This is a genomic window from Ruminococcus sp. 1001713B170207_170306_F1 (assembly GCF_015668065.1).
Classification (GTDB): domain Bacteria; phylum Bacillota; class Clostridia; order Lachnospirales; family Lachnospiraceae; genus Blautia_A; species Blautia_A faecis.
In genome coordinates this window covers 12961-36596 of record NZ_JADPEX010000015.1, presented here as the reverse complement: position 1 = coordinate 36596, position 23636 = coordinate 12961, and the positions used below count along the sequence as shown (strand labels likewise).

The following is a 23636-nucleotide window of genomic DNA, read 5'->3' as shown; positions in this document are numbered from 1 at the left end:
TACTCTTATTTAACCAGCGTTAGAAATCAAACAATGAAATCTGATTGGACTGTGGAATATCTCCAAATAATCCAAGTTTATCCATCAGATCAATTACGGTCTTGCTGACCTTGGTCCTGTCACGGAAATCATCCTTGGAAAGAAATCTTCCCTGTACAGCAGCATCCACTACAGCATCTGCAGCCTTATCTCCAAGACCTTCTATAGAATCAATGGACGGCATCAGTTTTCCTTCTATGATCTGGAAACGATGTGCCTTCGCCCGGTAAATATCAATGGGCATAAAATCATAACCTCTTGCATACATTTCCTGGACAATACGCATATCTTTCAGGGTATCCTGCTCTTTTTTGGATGCAGCGTCCCCTTTCTTGCGTATCTCTGCCATATAAAACTCCAGCTTTTCTTTTCCCATACACATCAGTTCATAGGAAAAAGCTGTGGCACGGATACTGAAATATGCACCGTAATAAGCCAGCGGCTGGAATACCTTGAACCAGGCGATTCTGTATGCCATCATAACGTAAGCTGCCGCATGGGCTTTCGGGAACATGTATTTGATTTTTTTGCAGGACCAGATGTACCAGTCCGGAACGCCGTGTTCTTTCATAGTGGTGATCCACTCATCCCGGAGACCTTTTCCTTTACGGACGCTCTCCATAATAGTAAAGGCAAGACCACTTTCCACACCCTGACCGATCAGGTAGATCATAATATCATCTCGGGTACAGATTGCCGTGGAAATAGTAGCTTTTCCCTCTTCGATCAGTGTCTGCGCATTTCCCAGCCATACATCCGTACCGTGGGAAAGTCCGGCAATACGGACCAGATCAGAAAAATATTTCGGCTTGGTATCCACAAGCATCTGCATGGCGAAATCAGTACCAAATTCTGGAATTCCCAGACAGCCAAGCTTGCAGCCGCCGATATCCTTCGGATCAATTCCAAGAGCTTCTGTACTGGCAAAAAGTGACATAACCGCCTTGTCATCAAGAGGAACCTCTCTTGCATTCAGGTCTGTCATATCCTCAAGGGTACGGATCATGGTGGGATCATCGTGTCCCAGAATATCCAGCTTCAGCAGGTTTCCATCAATGGAGTGGTAGTCAAAATGGGTGGTGATAAATCCACTGCTGGAATCGTTCGCCGGGTACTGGACCGGGGTAAATTTCTCTATTTCCTCTCCCATTGGGAGTACAATAATTCCGCCAGGATGCTGACCGGTGCTTCGCCGGATACCGGTACACCCCTGTACAATACGGTTGATCTCGCAGGAACGCTTGTGCTGCCCCCGCTCTTCAAAATAGTTCTTTACATATCCGAATGCGGTCTTATCCGCAAGGGTACCGATGGTTCCCGCCTTGAAGGTCTGACCTTTTCCGAATATAACCTCTGTATAATGATGGGCATTGGACTGATACTCTCCTGAGAAGTTCAGGTCGATATCAGGCTCCTTATCTCCTTTGAATCCAAGGAAGGTCTCAAAGGGAATGTCAAAGCCCTGTTTGGTCATCCTGGTGCCGCACTTTGGACAAATCCTGTCTGGCATATCGCATCCCGCCATACCGGAAAAGGCCTTGATCTCCGGAGAATCAAAGTCACTGTACTTACACTCCGGATTGGGGCACAGATAATGGGGTGGCAGAGGATTTACCTCTGTAATACCAGACATGGTAGCCGCCAGGGAAGAACCTACAGACCCTCGGGAGCCCACCAGATAACCATCTGCATTGGACTTCCACACCAGCTTCTGGGCAATAATATACATCACCGCATATCCATTGGAAATAATGGAATTCAGCTCTTTGTCCAGACGGTCTTCTACGATCTTGGGAAGCACTTCACCGTACATTTCATGGGCTTTCTGGAAGCACATATCCTTTAAGTCCTGGTCAGAATTCTCAATAACCGGCGGATATTTATCCGGATGGATCGGTGACATTTTCTCTATCATATCCGCAATCTTCACTGTATTTGTAATTACCACTTCCTCTGCCTTCTCGCTTCCCAGATAGGAAAACTCCTCCAGCATTTCCTCAGTAGTGCGAAGATAAAGAGGTGCCTGATTGTCGGCATCCTTGAAGCCGCTTCCAGCCATGATAATACGGCGATAGATTTCATCCTGGGGATCCATAAAATGAACGTCACAGGTAGCAACAACCGGCTTGTTAAACTGTTCACCAAGCTTTACAATTTTTTTGTTGATCTCAATCAGATCCTCTTTCGAATGAACCGTATCATTCTTTTCATCCTCCACCATGAACATATTGTTCCCAAGGGGCTGAATTTCCAGATAATCATAAAAGCTTACCAGCCTTGCGATTTCCTGCTCCGGTGCATTGCGCAAAAGAGCCTGGTAAAGCTCACCAGCCTCGCAGGCACTTCCAATAAGAAGTCCCTCCCGATGTGCCTCAAACACGCTCTTTGGCACACGGGGTCTGTGGTTAAAGTACTTGATATGGGACTGGCTTACCAGCTTGTACAGATTGATACGGCCGGTCTCATTCCGCATGAAAATAACGGCATGGTAAGTAGGCAGTTTCTTAATGGTGTCCGGGGAAACCTTTCCCTGCTCATTCAGCTTGTCTACATCCGTAATATCTCTTTCCCTGCACATTCCCACGAATTTCTCGAAAATACGTGCCGTACACTCTGCGTCATCAACTGCACGATGGTGATGATCCAGGGAAACGCCAACTGCCTTGGCAACGGTATCCAGCTTAAAACGGTTCAGCGCAGGCAGCAGGAATCGTGCCATACCTACCGTATCCACATAGGTGAAATCATTTGGGATGCCCATGCGGTTACAATTCTCTATAATAAAACTCATATCGAAATCTGCGTTGTGGGCTACCATTGTAGCTCCTTCACAAAATTTCAGGAATTCCGGTAAAATTTCTTCAATTGGACGGGCATTCATAACCATGCTGTCATTAATACTGGTCAGCTGCTCAATTCGAAATGGAATTGGAACCTGAGGATTAACAAATGTGGAAAAACGATCTGTGATCTTTCCATTTTCCACCAATACAGCACCAATTTCAATGATCTTACAGGTAAGGGGGGAAAATCCTGTGGTCTCAATGTCGAAAACCACGAATCTTCCGTCCAGGGACTGTTTTTTCGGGTTGGTGACCATACCCTTTAAGTCGTCTACCAGATAGGCCTCCATACCGTAAAGCACCTTAAAATCAGAATCCTTTGGCACGCAGCCTCCCCACGCATCAAAGCAATGGTTTGCCTCCGGGAAAGCCTGCACCACACCATGATCTGTGATGGCAATGGCAGGATGCCCCCACTCGTAGGCACGTTTTACCAGCGCTTTTGCCTCGGTTACACCATCCATATCGCTCATTTTCGTATGACAGTGAAGTTCCACACGCTTCTGAGGGCTGGTGTCCACTCTGGAGCTGCGGAAATCGGAGATTTTCTTAATTCCGGAGATGGAGCCTATGGTAAGCTCACCATCGAAACGGTCAATAGAAGTAACGCCTTTGATTTTCAGGAAGGCACCTTTTTTCACATGCTCTTTGATCTCCGGCACCTGCTCATTGCGCAGGAACATTTTTACTGTGATGGAATCTGTGAAGTCCGTAACTGGGAAAATCAGTATGGTCTTCTCATTTCGAATCTCTCTCGCTTCCACATCCATAACCTGACAGCGGATGATAACCTCTCCCATTTCCTGCACAATATTTTCCAATGGAATAGGCTCGTCCTCGAAATCCCTTCCATAAATAACGTCCGGATTTGGATCCTTGCGGAAGCCACCACGGAAATCGCCCCATTTGCCTTTCTTTTCGAATGGCTTTTTCTCGAAAGGCTTCTTTTCACTGGCTGCCTCTGCTTTCTTCTCCGACCTGGCAGCGGATGTCTTGCCGGCTGCGGCCTCTTTTCCTGTTTTTTCCTCAGCTGCAGGAGCTGGTGCTGCGCTCTCTTCTTCTGTGGAAAGTCTGGCATGCTTCAGCACATTAGCTACTTCCTGACGGATCTGGATAGCTGCATTTTTGCGGTACCTGCTCTCCTCCGTCTGCACATAATCCAGAGAAACTTTCAGGTCCATTCCGCAACGCTCGCAGAATACTTTGTGAAGATATTCAATAAGTATCTCACTTTTCTGTCTGGAAATCACAGAATCCGGAAGTGCCATATTCAGGCAGTCATCTTCTGGAAATGTGATCTGTGCCTGCTTGAACAGATTGTATTCCAGCATGTTGTAATTGCGAAGCTCCAGTTCCATGCTGGAGCGGTAGGTATCCAGGAAATTCTTTGGCGTGTACTGTCTGGACAGATGGAACTTCTCGATTACCTTCACACTCACTTCAAGACCAGGAAAGCACTGTCTCTGAATCTGCTCTTCCAGGCTGAAAATATGCTTTTTATGGATCCAGCGGTCGCTTTTCAGGTAAACCCGGACACAGGTTTTGGCAGAGTTGCAGGCAACCTTGGTGACGATCACCTCTTCCAGAAGTTCACTTAATTCCTGTTTTAATTTTAAGTTTGGAAATACGTCAAAAAATTCTTTTTCCATTTATAGAATATACACCTTCTGTCATTTCTGTGTCTTATTGCTATCCCAGTTCATCAATTCTTCTCTCAAGGTATCCAGCAGCTGGTCTTCCGGCACTTTCTTCACAATCTCACCGCCTTTGATCAGAAGACCTACACCTACGCCGCCTGCAATTCCGATATCGGCTTCTTTCGCTTCTCCCGGGCCATTTACCACACAGCCCATAACAGCTACTTTAATGTCAAGAGGGATATCCTGCACCATAGTTTCTACTTTATTTGCAAGACCGATCAGATCGATCTGGGTGCGCCCGCAGGTTGGACAGGATACTACTTCCACGCCGCCTTTGCGAAGTCCAAGGGTTTTTAGGATACGTCTGGCAGATTTTATCTCTTCCAGAGGGGCACCAGTCAGGGAGACGCGGATCGTGTCACCGATTCCCTGGTATAAAATAATACCAAGCCCTATGGCAGATTTGATATTTCCAGAATAAAGGGTTCCTGCCTCTGTAATTCCCACATGGAGAGGATAACTGGTCTGTTCCGCAATCAGTTCGTGAGCCCTGGCGCACATCATAACATCAGAAGATTTGATGCTGATCACCAGATTGTCGTAGCCAAGCTCTTCAATAATGTGCACCTTGTCAAGGGCGCTTTCTACCAGACCTTCTGCGGTAACACCGTGATATTTCTCCACCAGTTCTTTCTCAAGAGAACCGCTGTTTACCCCAACACGGATGGGAATATTCCGCTCCTTCGCCACATCTACAACTGCCTTGATACGCTCTGTGCTTCCAATATTTCCGGGATTGATACGGATCTTGTCGGCACCGTTCTCCATGGCCGCAATCGCAAGACGATAATCAAAATGAATATCTGCTACCAGCGGAATGTGAATTTGTTTTTTGATCTCTTTCAGAGCCTTTGCCGCTTCCATGGTCGGCACTGCACAGCGGATAATGTCGCAGCCAGCAGCCTCCAGGGCAAGGATCTGCTCTACGGTTGCCTGCACATCCTCTGTTTTTGTATTGGTCATAGACTGGATCAGGATGGGATTTCCGCCTCCAATCTTCTTATTTCCTATCTGAATTACTTTGGTATGGTCTCTGTACATACGAAATTCCTCCATATATTATGAACATGATATTCTTTGATTACTGTTCACTGATAGCATTCCGCGAGGTGTTTTTTGTGACCAAAGGTCACAAAAAAACCCGAGACTTGCGGCGCGAAATCATGCGAAAGCATGATTTCTATGCATCGCGAAGCGTGTTGCTGTGAACGGAGTGAACAGTAACATTCTTCGCGGTTCACTTTTACACCGCAGGCGCTTCTCAAATGTTTCTATGCTAAAAGGCACAAAAGGGATGTCTCTGACACCCCTGCTGTACAGTTATTTCACAGCATTCTGCGTGATTTCGCGCCGCAATTCTCGGGTTTTCCATGAACTTTGTTCACAAAAAACACCTCGCGGAACGTTACCAGTAAACAGTAACCCTGTTTTCTTTACAATTTAATGCTGGATTTCCAACAATTTATTCTTCAAGTCTTCTTCCATCTTGCGCATTTCCAGTTCTGCCTGGGCTCTCTTGGCGCGGCCCTCTTTCTGAATATTCATGACATCATCCAAAGTAGCGATCAGCTCCTGATTGGTCTGCTTCAGAGTCTCAATATCCACGATTCCGCGCTCAGATTCCCTGGCAGTCTCTGTGGATGCAAGGTGAAGTGCCTCCGCATTTTTCTTCAAAAGTTCATTTGTCAGGTCTGTTACCTGGCGCTGGGCCTGGGCTGCTTCTGTGGAATGGGCGATTCCAAGTGCCAGCACCATCTGGCTCTTCCAAAGTGGAATGGTATTTACAATGGTTGTCTGGATTTTTTCTACCATAAGGGTGTCATTGTTCTGCACCAGACGAATCTGCGGTGCTGTCTGCAGGGAAATGGTTCTGGTCAGTTCCAGATCATGCAGCTTCTTCTCGAAACGATTGCACTTGCTGTCCAGATCCTTGGCTTCCTGCGCATCCTCCGGAAGTCCGCTGACTGCTGCTTTTGCCTCCAGATCTTTTAATTTTCCCTCCCGTACTTCCTGCAGCTTCTGTTTTCCTGCAAGGATGTACATGGTCAGTTCTTTATAATAGTTCAGGTTCTGGGCATACATTTTTTCCAGGACTGCGGAATCCTTCATGAGACGCATCTGGTGATCCTGAAGGGAGGTAGTGATCTTCTGCACATTTACCTCAGCCTTGGCATAGCGGTTCTTCATATTTTCGATCTTGCTGCCCTGTTTCTTGAAAAAGCCAAGGAAACCTTTCTCCTCCTCAGCAGCATCAAAATCGCGAAGCTCACCTACCACCTGTGTAATCAGATTTCCTACTTCTCCCAAATCCTGTGTACGCACATTTTCAAGGGCAGCATCGGAAAAATCAGCCATTTTCTTCTGGGTTCCGGCGCCGTACTGGAGGATCTGGCTGGTATTCTCAATGTCGATCTTCTTAGCAAAGCTGTCTACCATCTGCTGCTCTTCCGGGGAGAGAACGGTCTGTTCCATTTCCTTTTTCACAGCTTCGGCTTCCGGCTCTGCTGCAATCTCTGCCTTTGGCTCTCCCAAATCCGGTTCTAATGTAAGTGTAGGTGCGTTATCTTCAAAACCTGTAAATTCGTTTCCCATAGCATCCTCCTTGTGTATAGGTCTGCCCATATTTATCAGCAGCCTTCAGTTTGGCATTTTCGTTATTTTTATAACACGCTCTAACCCCGCTGCAAATCTTATCTTTTCATATACTTAACATTCCGCACACTGCTAGAGCCTGTTTTTTTCAGCCTCTTTTCTCATACGGGTAAGCTCGTCCTCAGTCAGCCCTTCCTGTGCCAAAACTGTATTCAGAACAGAAATATCACTGGATACATCCATAGCCGTGTCTTCAAATATGGAATCCAGAAGCTTCTCAAAAGCCACATTCAGCGTATCAATAGTCTCTTCGATTTCTTTCTTGGAAGAAGTAATATTCTCTCCCTGAACCGGCTGGCTGTCCATTTCTTCATATGCATTCAAAAGCTTCACAGTCATAGGAAGATAATAATCCATAAGGCGGTTCAGATCCGGAATAATCTCCGGATGAGCCTTGGCGCGTTCAAAAATCTTCGCTATGATCAGCTCCATACGGGAGATTTTTCTGGAAATCTCTTCTCCTGGAATGGCATCATTGCTGCGGTGGATTTTATCAAGAAAGTCATTCCCCTTGTCCAGAACCTGCCGGACTTCCGGGGAAAGTCTGATTCTTTCCGCAGCATCCCGTTCTGCTTCCACACACGCCCGGGCATCTGCCTGTTCATGCTGGTTAAATTTCTGCCTTTCTTTTTCCTCTGCCTGCTGACGAAGCGCTGCCTCCTGGCGTGCACGCTCTTCATCCTGCTGATGATCTCTTTCTTCCAGCCGCTTCTGAGTGCTTACATATTGGTCGTAAGTCTCATTACTTGTGATCAGACAAGTTTCCTGTTTATCAACATGTCCCTGAAGGAACCAGCCTTTGCTTATCATACGTTTGATATCTTTTTTTACAAATTTCACCGGCTTGCCGACTGCCTGTGCCAGCTGCTGGAAATTGCAGTAGGTGTGAGTGCCAAGAGCCTTGATATACTTGTTTCGGCGGCTTAAACTGGTAAGACTGCTACAGCCCTGGCCGAGAAGAATACCTCCGCCGACCGTAAATGCCGCCAGCACTGCCGAAATTCCAAGCATTACACTGCTGCTAAAGCCAGCTCCAATTCCACCAACTACCATTGTAGCAATTCCAAATACTCCAGTAAAAATCCCACCAAACACTGTCTTCAGAATTCCCCCGACCTTGATTCCATTCGTCGGTAAATACAATGCCAGATCCGAATTCTGGTGATTGGTATCCTGCCTGCCTGTACCATTTCTCTGGAAATTTCCATTACGCGAATCATTCCCTTTCGTATCGGCATAACCTTGATAACCAGTTCCATGATTCTCCCCGGTACTCCGGTTTTTCTTTCCATCCTTCTGAAAATCCCAGGACCGATTCTCTCTGTAATCATAAGAACTGCCGCTGCGGTAATTGGTATATTTCCCACTGCCCACAGTATTATTAAGCGCATCCCGAAGGGCATCACTCCCATTATCAATAGCCTTATTCAGCGCCTGATTAATACTCTGGCTCAGTTTCTGGTAATTTTTTTCATTTACTGCACTGTCAATGATGCTCTGGATCTTATCTCCAAGTTCATCAAATTCGTTATATCCCATCTTTTCCTCCGGATATTTTATTTCACAACGCTTGTTTTATCATTATACAAAAATCCCTCTCAAAAAACAAGACACCACAAAATATAAACACATTATACTTTTTGTAACCTTTTTCACAGGAAAATCACTTAAAAAATCTGCTTTTCCCATTGAATTTCACACGTAAAAGTTTTACAATAGTAAAAACATTGGGGATTCACAATAAGAATCTCCCCCCAAAAACCACGCTAGGAGGAAATTGTTATGGAAAAAAAGAACATTGACTGGGGCAACCTGGGCTTTGGTTATGTAAAAACAGACTACCGTTATGTATCCAATTATAAAGACGGCAAGTGGGATGAGGGAGGCCTTACCACAGATGATATGGTTACCATCAGTGAGTGTGCAGGTGTCCTTCAGTATGCACAGACTGTTTTTGAGGGTATGAAAGCATATACTACAGAAGACGGACATATCGTTACTTTCCGTCCTGACCTGAACGGTGAGCGTATGGAGCATTCCGCCGCAAGACTGGAAATGCCTGTATTCCCGAAAGACCGTTTTGTTGACGCAGTTGTTCAGACAATTAAAGCAAATGCAGCATATGTTCCGCCATATGGTTCTGGTGCTACTTTATATGTACGTCCGTACATGTTCGGAAGCGACGCTGTTATCGGTGTAAAACCTGCCAGCGAGTATCAGTTCCGTGTATTCACCACACCTGTCGGACCATACTTCAAAGGCGGCGCTAAGCCGATCACAATCCGTGTCAGCGACTTTGACCGTGCTGCACCAAATGGTACCGGTCATATCAAAGCTGGTCTTAACTACGCAATGAGCCTTCATGCGATCGTTGACGCTCATAAGAACGGATTCGATGAGAACATGTATCTTGATTCCAAGACTCGTACCAAGGTTGAGGAGACAGGCGGAGCAAACTTCTTATTCGTAACAAAAGACGGCAAGGTTGTTACTCCGAAGTCTGACAGTATCCTTCCATCCATCACACGTCGTTCTCTGATCTACGTTGCGAAAGAGTACCTTGGACTTGAGGCTGAGGAAAGAGAAGTATACTTCGACGAAGTGAAGGATTTCGCAGAGTGCGGTCTTTGTGGTACTGCTGCTGTTATCTCTCCTGTTGGAAAGATCGTGGACCACGGCAAAGAGATTTGCTTCCCAAGCGGCATGAACGAGATGGGACCGATCACCAAGAAGCTGTATGAAACCCTTACCGGAATCCAGATGGGACGCATCCAGGCTCCAGAGGGATGGCTGAAGGTTATTGAGTAATTTCTTAAGCTTCCCATTTTTCGTATTTTTTCAAACACACTCTGCACAGCATATAAAAAAGAATCCTGCTTGCAGGATTCTCTGCCTGCGGCGGGTCGCTTCAGCGACATCTACCTTTCCGCCGCAGTGCATTCCTGCCCGGTAGGGCTTTTTTTATGCAATAGGAGATTCCAACGGAATTTCCTATTGCATAACAAAAATCAGTTCTGTCGTGATGGCAGAACTGATTTTTTTAAAAACACATTATATTTTCCCGCTTATTTATTTCTCTCATATCTCACAAACTTATATTCCAGATCAAAATATGTCTGCTCTTCGCTCTCTGCTGCCACATGCCACTGTGGATCTTCATCCAGATTCGGAAAATAACTGTCTGCAATATAGGCGAAATCGATCTTGGTCACTTGAGCAGCATCGCAATAAGGAAGAAGCTGCTTATAGATAGTGTCGCCGCCGATGCAGTATACATCTTCTGCCGGATACTTTTTCAATTCTTCCATAAGCTCTTCAATAGAATGAACGATTATGGCATCTTTCACCTTGTAATTCTCATTTCTGGTAAGAACGATGTTTATGCGGTTTTTAAGAGGAAGCCCTCCTGGGAAACTCTCCAGGGTCTTTCTTCCCATAACACAAACCTTGCCAGTGGTCTCCTGACGAAACATTTTCATATCCGCCGGAATGCTTACAAGAAGCTTATTGTCTTTTCCAATTCCCCAGTTTTTGTCAGCAGCTACTATTATTTTCATTTCTTATAATCTCCTTTATACGAACTCCTAGAGCGTGTCTAAAAATCATTCCCGCAATCTGCACGCCCCACTTTGCGGGAGATTTTGCCCAAATTCGGTTGCCGTAGCCCGCTACAGCAGCCTCACCATATCTGAAACGCATGCGGCATTGGAACCCTTTCTCATTTACTCCATGTTTAAATGGCAATCGGAATATTTTTAATCTGAGGCCAGGTCTGATAATTCTCCACGATCAGATCATCCGTGGTAAAATCATAGAAATTCTTCACATTCGGATTCAGTTTCACAGTCGGTGCCGGATAAGGTGTCCTGGAAATCAGCTCCTTGATAACCGGAACATGTCTGTCATAAATATGACAATCCGCGATCACATGTACCAGCTCACCGGCTTCCATGTCACAGCATTGTGCGATCATCATAAGAAGAAGGGAGTACTGGCATACATTCCAGTTATTTGCAGCCAGGATATCCTGGGAGCGCTGGTTCAAAATGGCATTTAAAGTCAGCTTGTCCTTTCCAGGCTCCTTTGTTACATTGAAGGTCATAGAGTAAGCACATGGGTAAAGATTCATCTCATGAAGATCTTCATGCACATAAATATTGGTCATAATACGACGGCTGTATGGATTATTCTTCAGATCATAAAGAACACGGTCTACCTGATCCATCATGCCTTCTTTATACTGATGCTTCACACCCAGCTGATAACCATACGCTTTTCCAATGGAGCCATTCTCGTCAGCCCAGCTATCCCAGATATGGCTGTGAAGGTCATGAATGTTGTTTGATTTCTTCTGCCAGATCCAGAGGATCTCATCCATAGCGCTCTTTAATGCGGTCTTGCGAAGGGTCAGCGCTGGAAATTCCTTTCTCAGATCATAACGGTTCACAACACCAAAACGTTTGATCGTATAAGCAGAAGTGCCATCCTCCCACACTGGCCGGACCTTCTCCCCTTCTGTACTGGTTCCGTTCTCAATTACGTCTTTACACATATCTATAAAAATATGATCAGCTAAACTCATACCTGTCTTTTTCCTCCTGGTCTCCATTGTGCGTTCTTTATAGCAACACGATACCTGGCCGCCAGAGTCTCTCCACACCAAGTATCTCGCTGCTTTTCATACTTCAACAATTTTAGCATAGATTCCTGTAAATAACAAGTTCTTTGCCCTCCTGTCTCACTCCTGCTTGCTCTGGTTTTATTGTTTTTTCAAAACCTTGCCAAATCACCTTTTTCTTTACAATCTTATTTTCCCGTGTTATAGTAAACCCCATGAAGAAAATTTTAATCCATTTACTGAAACCTCTTTCTTTTCTTCCTGCAATTCTGATGATGTATCTGATTTATTCATTTTCAGCCCAGACAGGGGAGGTGTCCGGAGCCCTAAGCTATGAAGTCAGCTACCAGATTGTGGAAACCAAGAATGAAGTTCTCAACGAAAACAAAACTTATGACGAGCTCGCCTATTCTGCCAGCTCCATCGAATTTTATGTGCGAAAAGCAGCTCACATGACAGAGTACTGTCTGCTTGCCATTGCCATTTCTTTCCCACTTTATGTTTACGGAGTAAGAGGTATCTGGCTGATCCTGCTGGCAGGCGCCATATGCGTAGGCTTCGCAGGCTTTGATGAATACCACCAGTCCTTTGTGGCAGACCGCGGACCTTCTGTACGTGATGTGGGAATCGACAGCATCGGAGTCACAGCGGGAATCCTGTTGGTGCAGGCATTCTGCTGGTCCACTCTACATAACCCAAGCGGGAAACGCAGGCGCAGGAAACGGCGCTAGAGCGTGTATTTCAACAAAAAAACAGACTTCTGATTGATTATCACTCATTCGGAAGTCTGTTTATTTTTTTATATTTAGTATTGTATTCGTAATTTCGTGCTGTTATAATCATAAAACGCAAAAGTAACCGCCCGGTCTGCAAACTAGTACATCGTTCTCGAAATAACTACACCACTCATTTTTCATACATATATTAACACTATCTAATATATCAATTTCTTTTCAAAAAACAATACTCTCTATTCTTCATCCTCTGTCGCATCCCCTAACTGGCTAACCAGATTAGCGCGGTCAGCAATAGACATTTTCTTATTCAAGGATGAAGTACTTTCCATTTTAGATTCAACTGTCCTTGAAATTTCTGTCTCAGAAGCCTGTGCTTCACTTTCTGCATTCGACTCCTTCTGAATCTTGCCAGCCTTTATGCTGCCGCGGATTCCATTGATCACGAAAGCCACGCCAAGCACAATAAAAATCACTCCCGCAACCATAAAGCCAGGACTGCTGCCCTCAGCACCATTTATTACATTCTGGCAAAGAGAAACACCCAGATAAGCCACATAAACCCCTGCCAGAATCATAACCAGGCAGGTTCTCATAGGCATAGCAGACTTCCCATTTCCGACTTCCTGCTTCTCATTTACATCAGTCTCTTCCAGATTCTTATTTTCCATATTCATCCCCCTTATGAAATAGCAAACTGACTCTCATACAAGTTCGCATAAAAGCCCTTCTTCGCCAGCAATTCCTCATGTCTGCCCTGCTCGATAATATTTCCGTCCTTCATGACCAGAATCAGATCTGCCTCCTGAATAGTGGAAAGACGATGTGCTACAATAAAGCTGGTTCTTCCTTCCATCAACTCTGCAAAAGCCTTCTGCACCTTCACCTCAGTACGGGTATCAATGGAAGAAGTGGCCTCATCCAGGATCAGCATAGCCGGATGCATCAGCATAACCCTTGCAATGCAAAGAAGCTGCTTCTGTCCCTGGGAAATATTTCCACCGCCCTCTGAAATCACGGTGTCATAGCCATTTGGCATACGCTTGATAAAACTGTGGGCATGTGCATGCTTAGCTGCCTCCATAACCTCTTCCAAAGTCGCATCCGGCTTTCCATAGGCAATGTTCTCGCGGATGGTTCCTGCCTTCAGCCAGGTCTCCTGAAGCACCATACCAAAGTTTCGTCTCAGGCTGTCTCTTGTCAGCTCTCTTACCGGATAACCGCTTACCTTAATCTGACCCTTATCTACATCATAGAATCTCATAAGAAGGTTGATCATAGTGGTCTTACCGCATCCGGTAGGTCCGACGATAGCGATCCGCTGTCCAGGTTTTACGTCAATGGAAATATCAGTAAGAAGCGGAACTTCTTTTCTGTAAGAAAAGGAAACATTCTCCACGCTTACACGGCCATCTGCTTTCTCCAGCTCCGAAGCATCTGGCGCATCTGGCTCCTGTGCTGGTGTATCAATAAAGTCAAAGAGACGTTTTGCACATGCCAACGCATTCTCCAGCTCTGTGATAACGCCGGAAATCTCATTAAAAGGCTTGGTATACTGATTTGCATAGTTCAGGAAGCTAGTCAGCTGTCCCACAGTCATACCGCCCTTAATTACTGTAAATGCACCAAAAATTCCAACTGCTGTGTAAACAAGACCATTTACAAAGCGTGTGGATGGGTTTGTAATAGAGGAAAAGAAAATTGCTTTGATTCCGCAGACGCGAAGCTCTTCATTTACTTTTCCAAACCTTTCATTAGCTCTCTCCTCATAGGAAAAAGCCTGCACGATCTTCTGATTTCCAACAAGCTCTTCCACAATAGAAGTCATCTCCGCTCTCTTCTCGGACTGCTCCTGGAACATGCGAAAGGTTCTGCCTGCGATAAAGCTTGCCACGAACAGGGAAATCGGAGTAAGCAAAATAACGATCACTGTAATCTTCACACTGATGGAAAGCATAAATCCAATGGTTCCAAAGATAGTCAGCACACCGGTAAACAGCTGGGTAAAGCCCATAAGGAGACCATCTGAAAACTGACTGACATCAGAAACAATACGGCTTAAAATATCTCCTGGCTGATTGGCATCTATATAAGATACCGGCACTTCCTGAAGATGGGCAAATGCCTGGCTTCGCACATCCTGCACCACGCTGTAGGTAACCTGATTGGTAAGAAGGTTCATCACCCACTGGGAAACTGCATTTCCCACAACGATCACAGCCAGAGTTCCAAGTACCTTCAAAAGTCCGGCTGCATTTACCTTTCCCGGACCTACGATATTATCTACACCGTTACCAATCAGAATGGGTGTATACAGGGTAAATCCAACGGTGACAAGCGCTGTCAGAAGCATAATGATAATTTTTGCTTTGTAAGGGCTGATAAATTTCAGTACCCTCTTCATAGTCTCTTTATTCTTTCCCATCAGCGGTTCACCTCCTGTTCGGAAAGCTGTGACAGGCAGATTTCTCTGTAGACCTCACAGGATTCCATAAGCTCTTTGTGTGTTCCCACACCAGCCAGCTCACCATCATCCAGAACCAGGATCTTATCTGCCTGCTTGATGGAGGTTGCTCTCTGGGAAACGATAAACACAGTCATTCCCTTTGTCTGCTCATGAATGGCATGACGAAGAGCCGCATCTGTGGCAAAGTCAAGGGCAGAAGCACTGTCATCCATGATCAGGATCTCCGGATCTCCCACCAGTGCTCTTGCTATGGTAAGACGCTGACGTTGTCCGCCGGAAAGATTGGCGCCGCCCTGACTTACCATGGTATTTAAGCCCTCCGGCTTACTTTTTACAAAATCACTTGCCTGCGCAATGGAAAGAGCCCGCTGGATTTCTTCTTCGGAAGCGTCCTCTTTGCCCCATTTCATATTGTCACGGATGGTTCCCTTAAACAGAACTGCCTGTTGTGGTACCATCCCCACCTTTTTACGAAGCTGTGAAAATGGATATTCTTTTGCATTATTTCCATCAATTACCACATCACCGGAAGTTACGTCATAGAAGCGTGGAATCAGATTGACCAGAGTGGATTTACCACATCCGGTGCCACCAATGATACCGATGGTCTCACCTGGTTTTGCCGTAAAGGAAATATGGGAAAGCGCCGGCTCCTTGCTGCCTGCATAGGTAAAGCTCACATCTTCAAAAACAACTCTTGCAGCGCCTGCATTCTCTTTCTGAACACTATTGCCCTGATCCGTGAGAGACGGCTGTGTATCCAGCACCTCATTCAGACGCACACCGGAAGCCATAGCCTTTGTCACTGCCACGATCAGGTTTGCAAGAGCGATCAGTGCGATCAGGATCTGGTTCATATAGTTTACAAGGGCAACCACTTCCCCCTGTGTAAGAATACCCACAGACACTTCCCTGCTTCCATACCAGAGGATTCCGATAATGGCAAAGTTCATGATAACCGTAGTAGCAGGATTCAGAAGTGCGGAAATTTTTCCCGCTCTTACCTGCACATTGGTGTAATCGTCGTTTACTTCTGAAAATTCTTTATATTCTTCCTGCTGTCTTCCAAAAGCCCTTACCACTCTGGCACCCACATGATTCTCTCTGGTGATCAAGGAAATTCTGTCCAGAAATGATTGAGCCTTTTTATAAATTGGCACTGTTGTGCGCATAATTCCGTAAATTACAATGGAGATCACCGGAACCGCAATCAGGAAGATCAGGCCAATCTTCACATCAATGGTAAAGGACATGATCACTGCACCCACAACAATAAAAGGAGAACGAAGGAACAGACGAAGTACCATGTTCACACCAGTCTGTGCCTGATTCACGTCATTGGTGATCCTTGTCACAAGGGTAGGAGTTCCAAGCATATCCAGTTCTCTGTAGGAAAGCCTGCTGATATGGGAAAAAAGCTCCTTGCGAAGGGCAGTGCTGAATCCCATGGCTGCCTTTGCAGAAAAATACTGTGCAGTCAGAGAGCATGCAAGGCCAATCACTCCAAGCAGTACCATGATCACACACTGGTGCCAGATGTAGACATTGTCTTGATTCTTAATGCCGATATCCATGATTCTGGCAACAACCAGAGGCACGATCAGCTCAAAGGTGGCCTCCAGCATTTTGAACAAAGGAGCCAGAAAGCTTTCTTTCTCGTAGCCCTTCAAAAATCTAAGCAATCTCTTCATCTTACTTCTTATTCTCCTGGATTCGTCCATATAATCTGGTCATGGCGTTAATTCTATGAATAATCTCATCCGTAAGCTGACCTCTTGTAAGACGCCATTTCCAGTTGTCTCCCAAAGTAGAAGGCGTATTCATTCTCGCTTCATTTCCAAGACAGAGATAATCCTGCAAAGGTACTACGCACACTTCTGCTACTGAGGACTGTGCCGCCCGGATAAGCCCCCATACACATTCATCTGTGTCTTTCTCCTCACAGGCTGTGTACTGGTTCACATAGGCTCTGTTTGACTGGGTAAGGTTCCCAAGCCAGCCCTTCGTAGTCTCATTGTCGTGGGTTCCAGTGTATACAATGCAGTTTTTGTCATATCGGAAAGGAAGATATACGCTCTCGCCGCTTTCATCAAAGGCAAACTGAAGCACCTTCATACCCGGATATCCGGATTCTGCCAGAAGCTCCCTGACGCTGTCTGTAAGGAATCCCAGATCCTCTGCGATCACATCCAGATCCTTAATTTTCTCCTCCAGGACCTTGAACAGTTCTATTCCAGGACCTTTTTCCCATTTTCCATTCTCAGCGGTCTCATCTCCATAGGGAACTGACCAGTACTCGTCAAAACCGCGGAAATGATCGATCCGGACCTTGTCGTACAGCTTCATACAGTGAGCCATACGAAGGATCCACCAGTTATAACCTGTTTTCTTATGATATTCCCAATTATAAAGTGGATTTCCCCACAGCTGACCGGTTGCGGAAAAAGCGTCTGGAGGACATCCTGCCACTGCTGCCGGTGTAGCCTCCTCATCAAACTGGAACAGATCCGGGTTCGCCCATGCATCTGCGCCATCAAAAGCCACATAAATAGGAAGATCACCGATGATCTTAATACCTCTGTCATTTGCATATTTCTTCAGCCGGCTCCACTGGCGGTAGAACCAGAACTGCTGAAAGGCATAGAAGCTGATATCCTCCTTCAGCTCCTCTCTTGCCTTAGCAAGCGCCTCCGGCTTACGTGTCTTTAAGTCCTCCGGCCACTGATTCCAGGAAATTCCCTCCAGGCTGTCCTTTACTGCCATATAAAGACAATAATCTGCAAGCCAGAAGCCCTGCTCTTTCTCAAAGGCTTCCATCTCCTCACGGATCAGCTGAAGCTCCTTTTCTTTCCCATCCATCTGGTAAAAACGTCTGTAAGCCTTCCGAAGAAGGGAAAATCTGGAAAGATAAACCTTCTCATAGTCCACATAGCTTTTGCTGCCGCCCCAGTCACATTCTGCACATTCTGCTGCTGTGAGAAGGTCTCTCTGGATCAATTCCTCCAAATCAATGAAATAAGGATTTCCTGCAAATGTGGAAAAAGACTGGTAAGGGGAATCCCCGTATCCGGTAGGTCCAAGTGGCAGGATCTGCCAGTATTTCTGACCCGCTTCTGCAAGCTGATCTACAAAAGCGTAAGCTTCTTTAGAAAAACATCCGATTCCATAGTTGGAAGGGATACTGGATATAGGCAATAAAATACCGCTGGCTCTCATCATATGTTCCTCCTGTCTGGTTCAATAACCATTATCTGCTTATTATACCGCTATCATGCATAATCGGTCAACAGGATAAAATAGCTTCGCAAATTTTATCCTGCTTTCGTTGCTGCTCAAAAAAACAGGCACCCGGAAAAATTCCGAATGCCTGTCATTTTCTTCTGCATCACATTTAAGTAATAGCAAAAGACTTATATTCTTTTGACTTGATTATTTCTTACTTGTATAACCGAAGAAGAAGTATCCAAGTGGTGTGTAGTACATGCCGTCAATGTCTGGATTGAGCATATATGGCTGTGTATAGAAGTAGATTGGAGCAAGTACGCTGTCCTGTCCAATGAGGATATCCTCAGCTTCGTGGAATGCTTTCATACGCTCTTCCGGATCAGAAGTAGCTTTTGCTGCATCGATAGCTGCATCATAGTCTGGGTTAGAGTACTGAGCGTCGTTGTTACCGCCGTCTGTGTACCACATATCCAAGAATGAGCAAGGATCGTTGTAGTCTGCGATCCAGCCGTTACGGGCGATCTGGAAGTTACCATCTTTTCTGTTCTGAAGGAATACGTTCCAATCCTGGTTGTTCAAGTTAACAGTTACACCAAGCTCTGTCTGCCACATGTTCTGAAGAGCCTCACCGATCTTCTTGTGGTTATCAGCTGTGTTGTACAGATACTCTACAGTCGGGAAGCCTTCGCCGTTCGGATAACCAGCGTCTGCAAGAAGCTGACGGGCCTCTTCGCAGTTAGCCTCATAATCCTCATCGGAAATGCTGTAGTAAGAACCGCCTACTGTACGGAAGTCATCACTACCAGCACCAGCTGCATCATTTACACCGTTCGGTACATATCCGTCAGCCGGAACCTCACCAGCCTGGGAAACGTTCTCTACGATGTAGTTACGGTCGATTACAAGTGAGAACGCTTTACGGATGTTAGGGTCAGAGAAAACTTCGTCCTCTGTGTTGAAGCATACATAGTAAGTTCCAAGATAGTCACCGATCTCAAGCTCGCCAGAAGCAAGGTAGGTCGGGATCTCGTCTACAGGAAGGTTCTCGATGAAATCAAGCTCTCCGTTGTTGTAACCTTTGAGCATTGCGTTGTTGTCATCAAGAAGTGTAAACTTGATAGTATCCGGTCCAAGATTCTCATAGTCATAGTAGTTCTCGTTTTTCTCCATGGAGATGTAAGCATTGTGAGACCACTCTGTCATTTTGTATGGTCCATTGCCAATGTATGTGCTTGGATCAAATGTCCAGTTGTCACTGCTCTCTACCATATCCTGACGAACCGGGAAGGTTGCCGGGAATGCCATGATTTCTTCGAAATACGGGCAGTCATAGGTAAGATCGATCTGAAGAGTCTGATCATCAACTGCTGTAATTCCAAGAGTGCTTGGATCCGCACTTCCGTCAGCAACTGCGTCATATCCTTTTACCATGTCGATCATGTAGCAGTAATCTGCTGCTGTCTCAGGATTTGCTAGACGCTGCCATGCATAAACGAAGTCACCAGCTGTTACAGCCTGTCCATCAGACCATTTGATTCCGTCACGAAGTTTAACAGTGTAAGTAACTGTACCATCTTCGTTCTCGGCCTTTTCCCAGGACTCAGCCTGTCCAGGAGCTGTGACAGCATTTCCTTCACCATCATTTACCCATTTAGCCAGACCTTCGAACATATGGTTGCACATGATAGCTCCATCAACTGCAGAGTTCAGTGCAGGGTCAATTGTCTGTGGTTCAGATGCGATACAAAGGTTCAGGTTGAATCCTTCGTCAGATGCTGTATCCTCGGCGAATACAGGAGTTGCTGCCATGCTTAATACCATAGCTGCAGTCAGTGCCATAGACATAAATTTTCTTCTCATTACATTTCCTCCTTTATGCTTTTTTGCGCCGCATGAGAGATGAGAATCGACGCTTGTATTCATCAGCTCTTCCGTGAAGAAGAACGAAATACCTAAACTTCCTTTATTTGTCCAGCAAATGGCAGGCTGCCCAGTGGCCCGGCTCATGCTCTCTGAACACAGGAGTTACCTGGCTGCACTTTTCAGTGGCATATGGACATCTGGTGTGGAAACGGCATCCGCTTGGCGGATTCATAGGACTTGGCACGTCTCCTTCCAGAATAATACGCTTTCTTGTCCGGCTCAGCTTTGGATCCGGAACCGGAACTGCGGAAAGCAGGGTCTGTGTATATGGATGGATCGGATGTCTGTTCAGCTCATAGCTCTCGCCCAACTCAACAAGAGAGCCAAGATACATAACACCGATTCTGTTGGAAATATGACGGACAACGGAAAGATCATGGGCAATGAACAGATAAGTCAGACCCATCTGCTCCTGCATGTCCTCCAGCATGTTTACCACCTGTGACTGGATAGAAACATCCAATGCGGAAATCGGCTCGTCACAGACGATGAACTCCGGTTTTACTGCAAGGGCGCGGGCAATACCAACACGCTGCTGCTGACCGCCGGAAAACTCATGTGGATAACGGTTTGCATGCTCTGTATTTAATCCAACCTGCGCCAGCAGCTCTTTGATCATGTCAGCGCGGTCTTTCTTACTCGCTGCAAGCTTGTGGATATCAATGGCCTCTCCAATGATCTCACCAACTGTCATTCGAGGATCCAAGGAAGCGGACGGATCCTGGAAAATGATCTGCATTTTTCTTCTGTAGGGAAGCATTTTAGCAGCTTTGGCTTTTCCAAGAGGTTTGCCGTCTTTATCCAGAGGATTGTCGTAAATGGTTTCGCCATCATAAATAATCTTTCCTCCGGTTGGCTCATAAAGGCGAAGAATCGTTCTTCCCAGTGTGGTCTTTCCACATCCGGACTCTCCTACAAGACCGAGTGTTTCACCTTTTTTGATATAAAGGGAAACATCCTGTACAGCCTGTACCCCCGGACCTTTTATGCCATTTACCGGAAAATATTTTCGTAAATTCTCAATTTCAAGAAGCTTCTTTTCTTCTGCCATTTATTTCTCCTCCTTGTTCATAAGCTCCTGAACCCGAAGCCAGCAGGCGGAACGATGTTTCTCGCCCACTTCCACGTAAGGAGGCATTTTCTTCAGACAGATCTTCATGCAATGCTCACAACGTGGAGCAAACGGACATCCTTCCGGCGGATTCAGCATATCAACCGGGGTTCCCTCGATTGGGATCAGTCTTTCATAGCTCTCGGCATCAACACGGGGCATGGAACGAAGAAGACCCTTTGTATATGGATGTGCAGGCTCGTAGAAAATGTCATCTACAGGTCCCTGCTCCACAATTTTACCTGCATACATAACGGATACCTTGTCACAGATATCTGCCACAACACCAAGGTTGTGTGTGATGAAAATGATTCCCATTCCGGTCTTTTTCTGAAGATCCTTCATCAAGTCAAGGATCTGTGCCTGAATGGTAACATCAAGGGCTGTGGTCGGCTCATCTGCGATCAGAAGCTGCGGATGGCAAATCAGTCCCATAGCGATCATGACACGCTGTCGCATACCGCCGGAAAACTCGTGTGGATACTGCTTCATACGCTTCTCCACATTATTGATTCCAACCAGTTCCATCATTTCCATGGCACGTTTCTGGGCTTCTTCTTTGCTGATTTTCTTATCATGGGCACGAAGAGCTTCCACAAGCTGATTTCCGATGGTGTAAACCGGATTCAGACAGGTCATGGGATTCTGGAAAATCATAGCTACTTTGTTTCCGCGGAACGCAGTCATCTCTTCCTTGGAAAAAGAAAGGACATCTTTTCCCTCGAAGGTAATGGAGCCTCCGATAACTTTACCTGGGGACTGAAGAAGCCCCATAATAGAATATGCCTCCTGGCTCTTTCCAGAACCAGATTCTCCAACAACTCCCATAACTTCGCCATAATCAAGGTCATAGGAGATACCGCCAACGGCTTTTACCTCGCCGGCCGGGGTAAAGAAGGAGACTTTCAGGTCTTTTACTTCCAGCAATTTATTTTTCTGTTCAGACATTGTTCTCCTCCTCTCTTATTTCTTCAGCTTCGGATCAAGAGCATCGCGAAGTCCATCGCCAAACAGGTTGAATGCAAGGATCATAATGCTCAGGATCACGGAAGGTACGATCAGTCTGTAAGTATAAGTGTACATACCGCTAAGTGCGTCTGTTGCCATGGATCCAAGGCTTGGAAGAGGTGCAGAAACACCAACTCCAAGGTAGGATAAGAAGGATTCCAGGAAAATTGCAGACGGTATCTGCAGGCAGGTAGTAACAACAATCTGTCCGATACAGTTTGGAAGCAGATGACGGCGGATGATTCTGCCGCCAGATGCACCAAGTGCTCTTGCTGCGGTTACATATTCCTGCTGTTTCAGCTGAAGTACCTGGCCACGGATAATACGACTCATGGTAACCCAGTATAACAGACCAAATGCAATAAACATGGAGATCAGGTTCGGTCCAAGTACATTGACAAAGGATTTCATAGGACTGGTTCCTGATGAATTCACATAGTCAGTAAGGATTGGTTTCAGTGCAGTTGCGATCAAAAGGACAACCAGCATCTCCGGAACTGCATAAATAAGTTCAACAATACGCTGCATCACTGCGTCCACCTTGCCGCCACAGTAACCGGAAATAGCACCATAAAGGGCGCCGATCACCAGTACCAGGATAGCTGCGAATACGCCGACAGACATGGAAACACGGGCACCATACATAACACGGACCAGAATATCACGGCCATACATGTCAGTACCAAATACATGAGGGAATACTTTTTCCCCATTTGCCTTGCGCTCAAGCTCTGCCTGGGAATAACCGAAAATATGCTTCTTGATTCCAAGCTCCTTGCGGATGGAATCCTCATCTACGCTCTGCTCCTCAGAAGAATCTTCTGAAGGTTTTGCAGCGACTTTTGCTTTTGCACGGATAACTGCTTCATCTTTCTTTGTAAATTTCTCGCCCTTTTTCTCAGCTTCTGCTTTCGCCTGGGCGATCATTTCATCTACATCCACTACATCGGACTGGGTTCTGGAAGCGATCTCGTCGTTCACACGCTGGGTGTCCTCCAGTGTGTAGTGATAGGGATAAAGGTTCTCAGCACCTTTGTTAAACTCGTCATAACCATATGGGATCAGAAGCGGGCCCACAAAGGCAAATAAAAACAGGAATACGATCACACCAAGTGCAACCATAGCCACCACATTTTTCTTTAATCTTCTCCAGGCATCTTTCCAGTAGGAAACACTCTGGCGGTCCTGAATAAAATCATCCTTCTCCTGTCGGGACGCAGATGCAAAATCATCCGGACTTAAATCCTGAAGGAGGTTCTCAATATCCGGCTGAAGACTCACCGGACATTTCTTAATCTTCTTATCTTCTGCCACGA

The 23636-nt window shown here is 45.9% G+C and carries 18 protein-coding genes; 3 read left to right on the top strand and 15 right to left on the bottom strand.

All coding sequences use genetic code 11. The annotated features are described in order from the left end of the window. Positions 1-19: 19 nt before the first annotated feature. From I4V84_RS10415 to I4V84_RS10400, 4 genes are all read right to left on the bottom strand, one after another. On the bottom strand, positions 20-4531 hold the full coding sequence (locus I4V84_RS10415) for a PolC-type DNA polymerase III (protein WP_195991893.1): 4512 nt from the start codon (positions 4529-4531) through the stop codon (positions 20-22). Between the two features lie 21 nt (positions 4532-4552). Further along, the gene (ispG, locus tag I4V84_RS10410; protein ID WP_118579186.1) at positions 4553-5623 is read right to left on the bottom strand and encodes a flavodoxin-dependent (E)-4-hydroxy-3-methylbut-2-enyl-diphosphate synthase; all 1071 of its coding nucleotides are present in this window, start codon (positions 5621-5623) and stop codon (positions 4553-4555) included. A 399-nt stretch (positions 5624-6022) separates the two neighbouring features. Beyond that, positions 6023-7174 carry a toxic anion resistance protein gene (locus tag I4V84_RS10405; RefSeq protein WP_195991891.1) on the bottom strand — a complete coding sequence of 384 codons (1152 nt, stop codon included), beginning with the start codon at positions 7172-7174 and terminating at the stop codon, positions 6023-6025. A 132-nt stretch (positions 7175-7306) separates the two neighbouring features. Beyond that, positions 7307-8773 carry a 5-bromo-4-chloroindolyl phosphate hydrolysis family protein gene (locus tag I4V84_RS10400; protein WP_195991889.1) on the bottom strand — a complete coding sequence of 489 codons (1467 nt, stop codon included), beginning with the start codon at positions 8771-8773 and terminating at the stop codon, positions 7307-7309. A 243-nt stretch (positions 8774-9016) separates the two neighbouring features. Here I4V84_RS10400 and I4V84_RS10395 point away from each other — a divergent pair, with 243 nt between their 5' ends. Further along, complete coding sequence (locus I4V84_RS10395; RefSeq protein ID WP_148462786.1) at positions 9017-10042, top strand: branched-chain amino acid aminotransferase; 1026 nt, start codon at positions 9017-9019, stop codon at positions 10040-10042. A gap of 257 nt (positions 10043-10299) precedes the next feature. On the opposite strand, the gene I4V84_RS10390 is transcribed toward I4V84_RS10395, so the two are convergent. Continuing rightward, positions 10300-10791 (bottom strand): dihydrofolate reductase, encoded by a 492-nt coding sequence (locus I4V84_RS10390; protein ID WP_173718256.1) that lies wholly within the window; start codon positions 10789-10791, stop codon positions 10300-10302. Beyond that, a complete protein-coding gene (locus tag I4V84_RS20565) occupies positions 10769-10885 on the bottom strand; it encodes a DUF6783 domain-containing protein (RefSeq protein WP_334285858.1) in 117 nt (38 codons plus the stop codon). Before I4V84_RS20565 ends, I4V84_RS10390 begins: the two co-directional genes overlap by 23 nt. Between I4V84_RS20565 and I4V84_RS20560 the strand changes: the two genes are divergently transcribed. Then, entirely contained in the window at positions 10850-10993 is a 144-nt protein-coding gene (locus I4V84_RS20560; RefSeq protein ID WP_306797087.1) for a DUF6783 domain-containing protein, read from the top strand. The genes I4V84_RS20565 and I4V84_RS20560 overlap by 36 nt on opposite strands. Here I4V84_RS20560 and thyA read toward each other — a convergent pair. Continuing rightward, positions 10968-11816, bottom strand: a complete 849-nt coding sequence (gene thyA / locus I4V84_RS10385; RefSeq protein ID WP_118579195.1) for a thymidylate synthase — start codon at positions 11814-11816, stop codon at positions 10968-10970. The two genes, I4V84_RS20560 and thyA, sit on opposite strands and share 26 nt — an antisense overlap. A 251-nt stretch (positions 11817-12067) precedes the next feature. On the opposite strand from thyA, the gene I4V84_RS10380 reads away from it, so the two are divergent. After that, positions 12068-12583: a VanZ family protein gene (locus I4V84_RS10380; protein WP_118579198.1), complete on the top strand. Its 516-nt coding sequence runs from the start codon at positions 12068-12070 to the stop codon at positions 12581-12583. Between the two features lie 239 nt (positions 12584-12822). Here the strand turns inward: I4V84_RS10380 and I4V84_RS10375 are convergent, their stop codons facing one another. The 8 genes from I4V84_RS10375 to I4V84_RS10340 all read right to left on the bottom strand — a co-directional run bounded on the left by I4V84_RS10375 (position 12823) and on the right by I4V84_RS10340 (position 23634). Continuing rightward, positions 12823-13257, bottom strand: coding sequence for a hypothetical protein (locus I4V84_RS10375; protein WP_173716428.1), 435 nt, complete (start codon positions 13255-13257; stop codon positions 12823-12825). Between the two features lie 11 nt (positions 13258-13268). Further along, positions 13269-15011, bottom strand: coding sequence for an ABC transporter ATP-binding protein (locus I4V84_RS10370; protein ID WP_195991888.1), 1743 nt, complete (start codon positions 15009-15011; stop codon positions 13269-13271). Further along, positions 15011-16744, bottom strand: coding sequence for an ABC transporter ATP-binding protein (locus I4V84_RS10365; protein WP_195991886.1), 1734 nt, complete (start codon positions 16742-16744; stop codon positions 15011-15013). The genes I4V84_RS10370 and I4V84_RS10365 overlap by 1 nt, the downstream gene beginning before the upstream one ends. 1 nt (position 16745) lies before the next feature. After that, complete coding sequence (malQ, locus tag I4V84_RS10360; RefSeq protein ID WP_195991918.1) at positions 16746-18269, bottom strand: 4-alpha-glucanotransferase; 1524 nt, start codon at positions 18267-18269, stop codon at positions 16746-16748. 213 nt (positions 18270-18482) lie between these two features. Further along, positions 18483-20138, bottom strand: coding sequence for a peptide ABC transporter substrate-binding protein (locus I4V84_RS10355; protein WP_118579210.1), 1656 nt, complete (start codon positions 20136-20138; stop codon positions 18483-18485). A gap of 103 nt (positions 20139-20241) precedes the next feature. Continuing rightward, positions 20242-21252: an oligopeptide/dipeptide ABC transporter ATP-binding protein gene (locus I4V84_RS10350; protein ID WP_118579213.1), complete on the bottom strand. Its 1011-nt coding sequence runs from the start codon at positions 21250-21252 to the stop codon at positions 20242-20244. Beyond that, on the bottom strand, positions 21253-22260 hold the full coding sequence (locus tag I4V84_RS10345) for an ABC transporter ATP-binding protein (protein ID WP_118579216.1): 1008 nt from the start codon (positions 22258-22260) through the stop codon (positions 21253-21255). A 15-nt stretch (positions 22261-22275) separates the two neighbouring features. Further along, on the bottom strand, positions 22276-23634 hold the full coding sequence (locus tag I4V84_RS10340) for an ABC transporter permease (RefSeq protein ID WP_118579270.1): 1359 nt from the start codon (positions 23632-23634) through the stop codon (positions 22276-22278). Between the last annotated feature and the right edge of the window lie 2 nt (positions 23635-23636).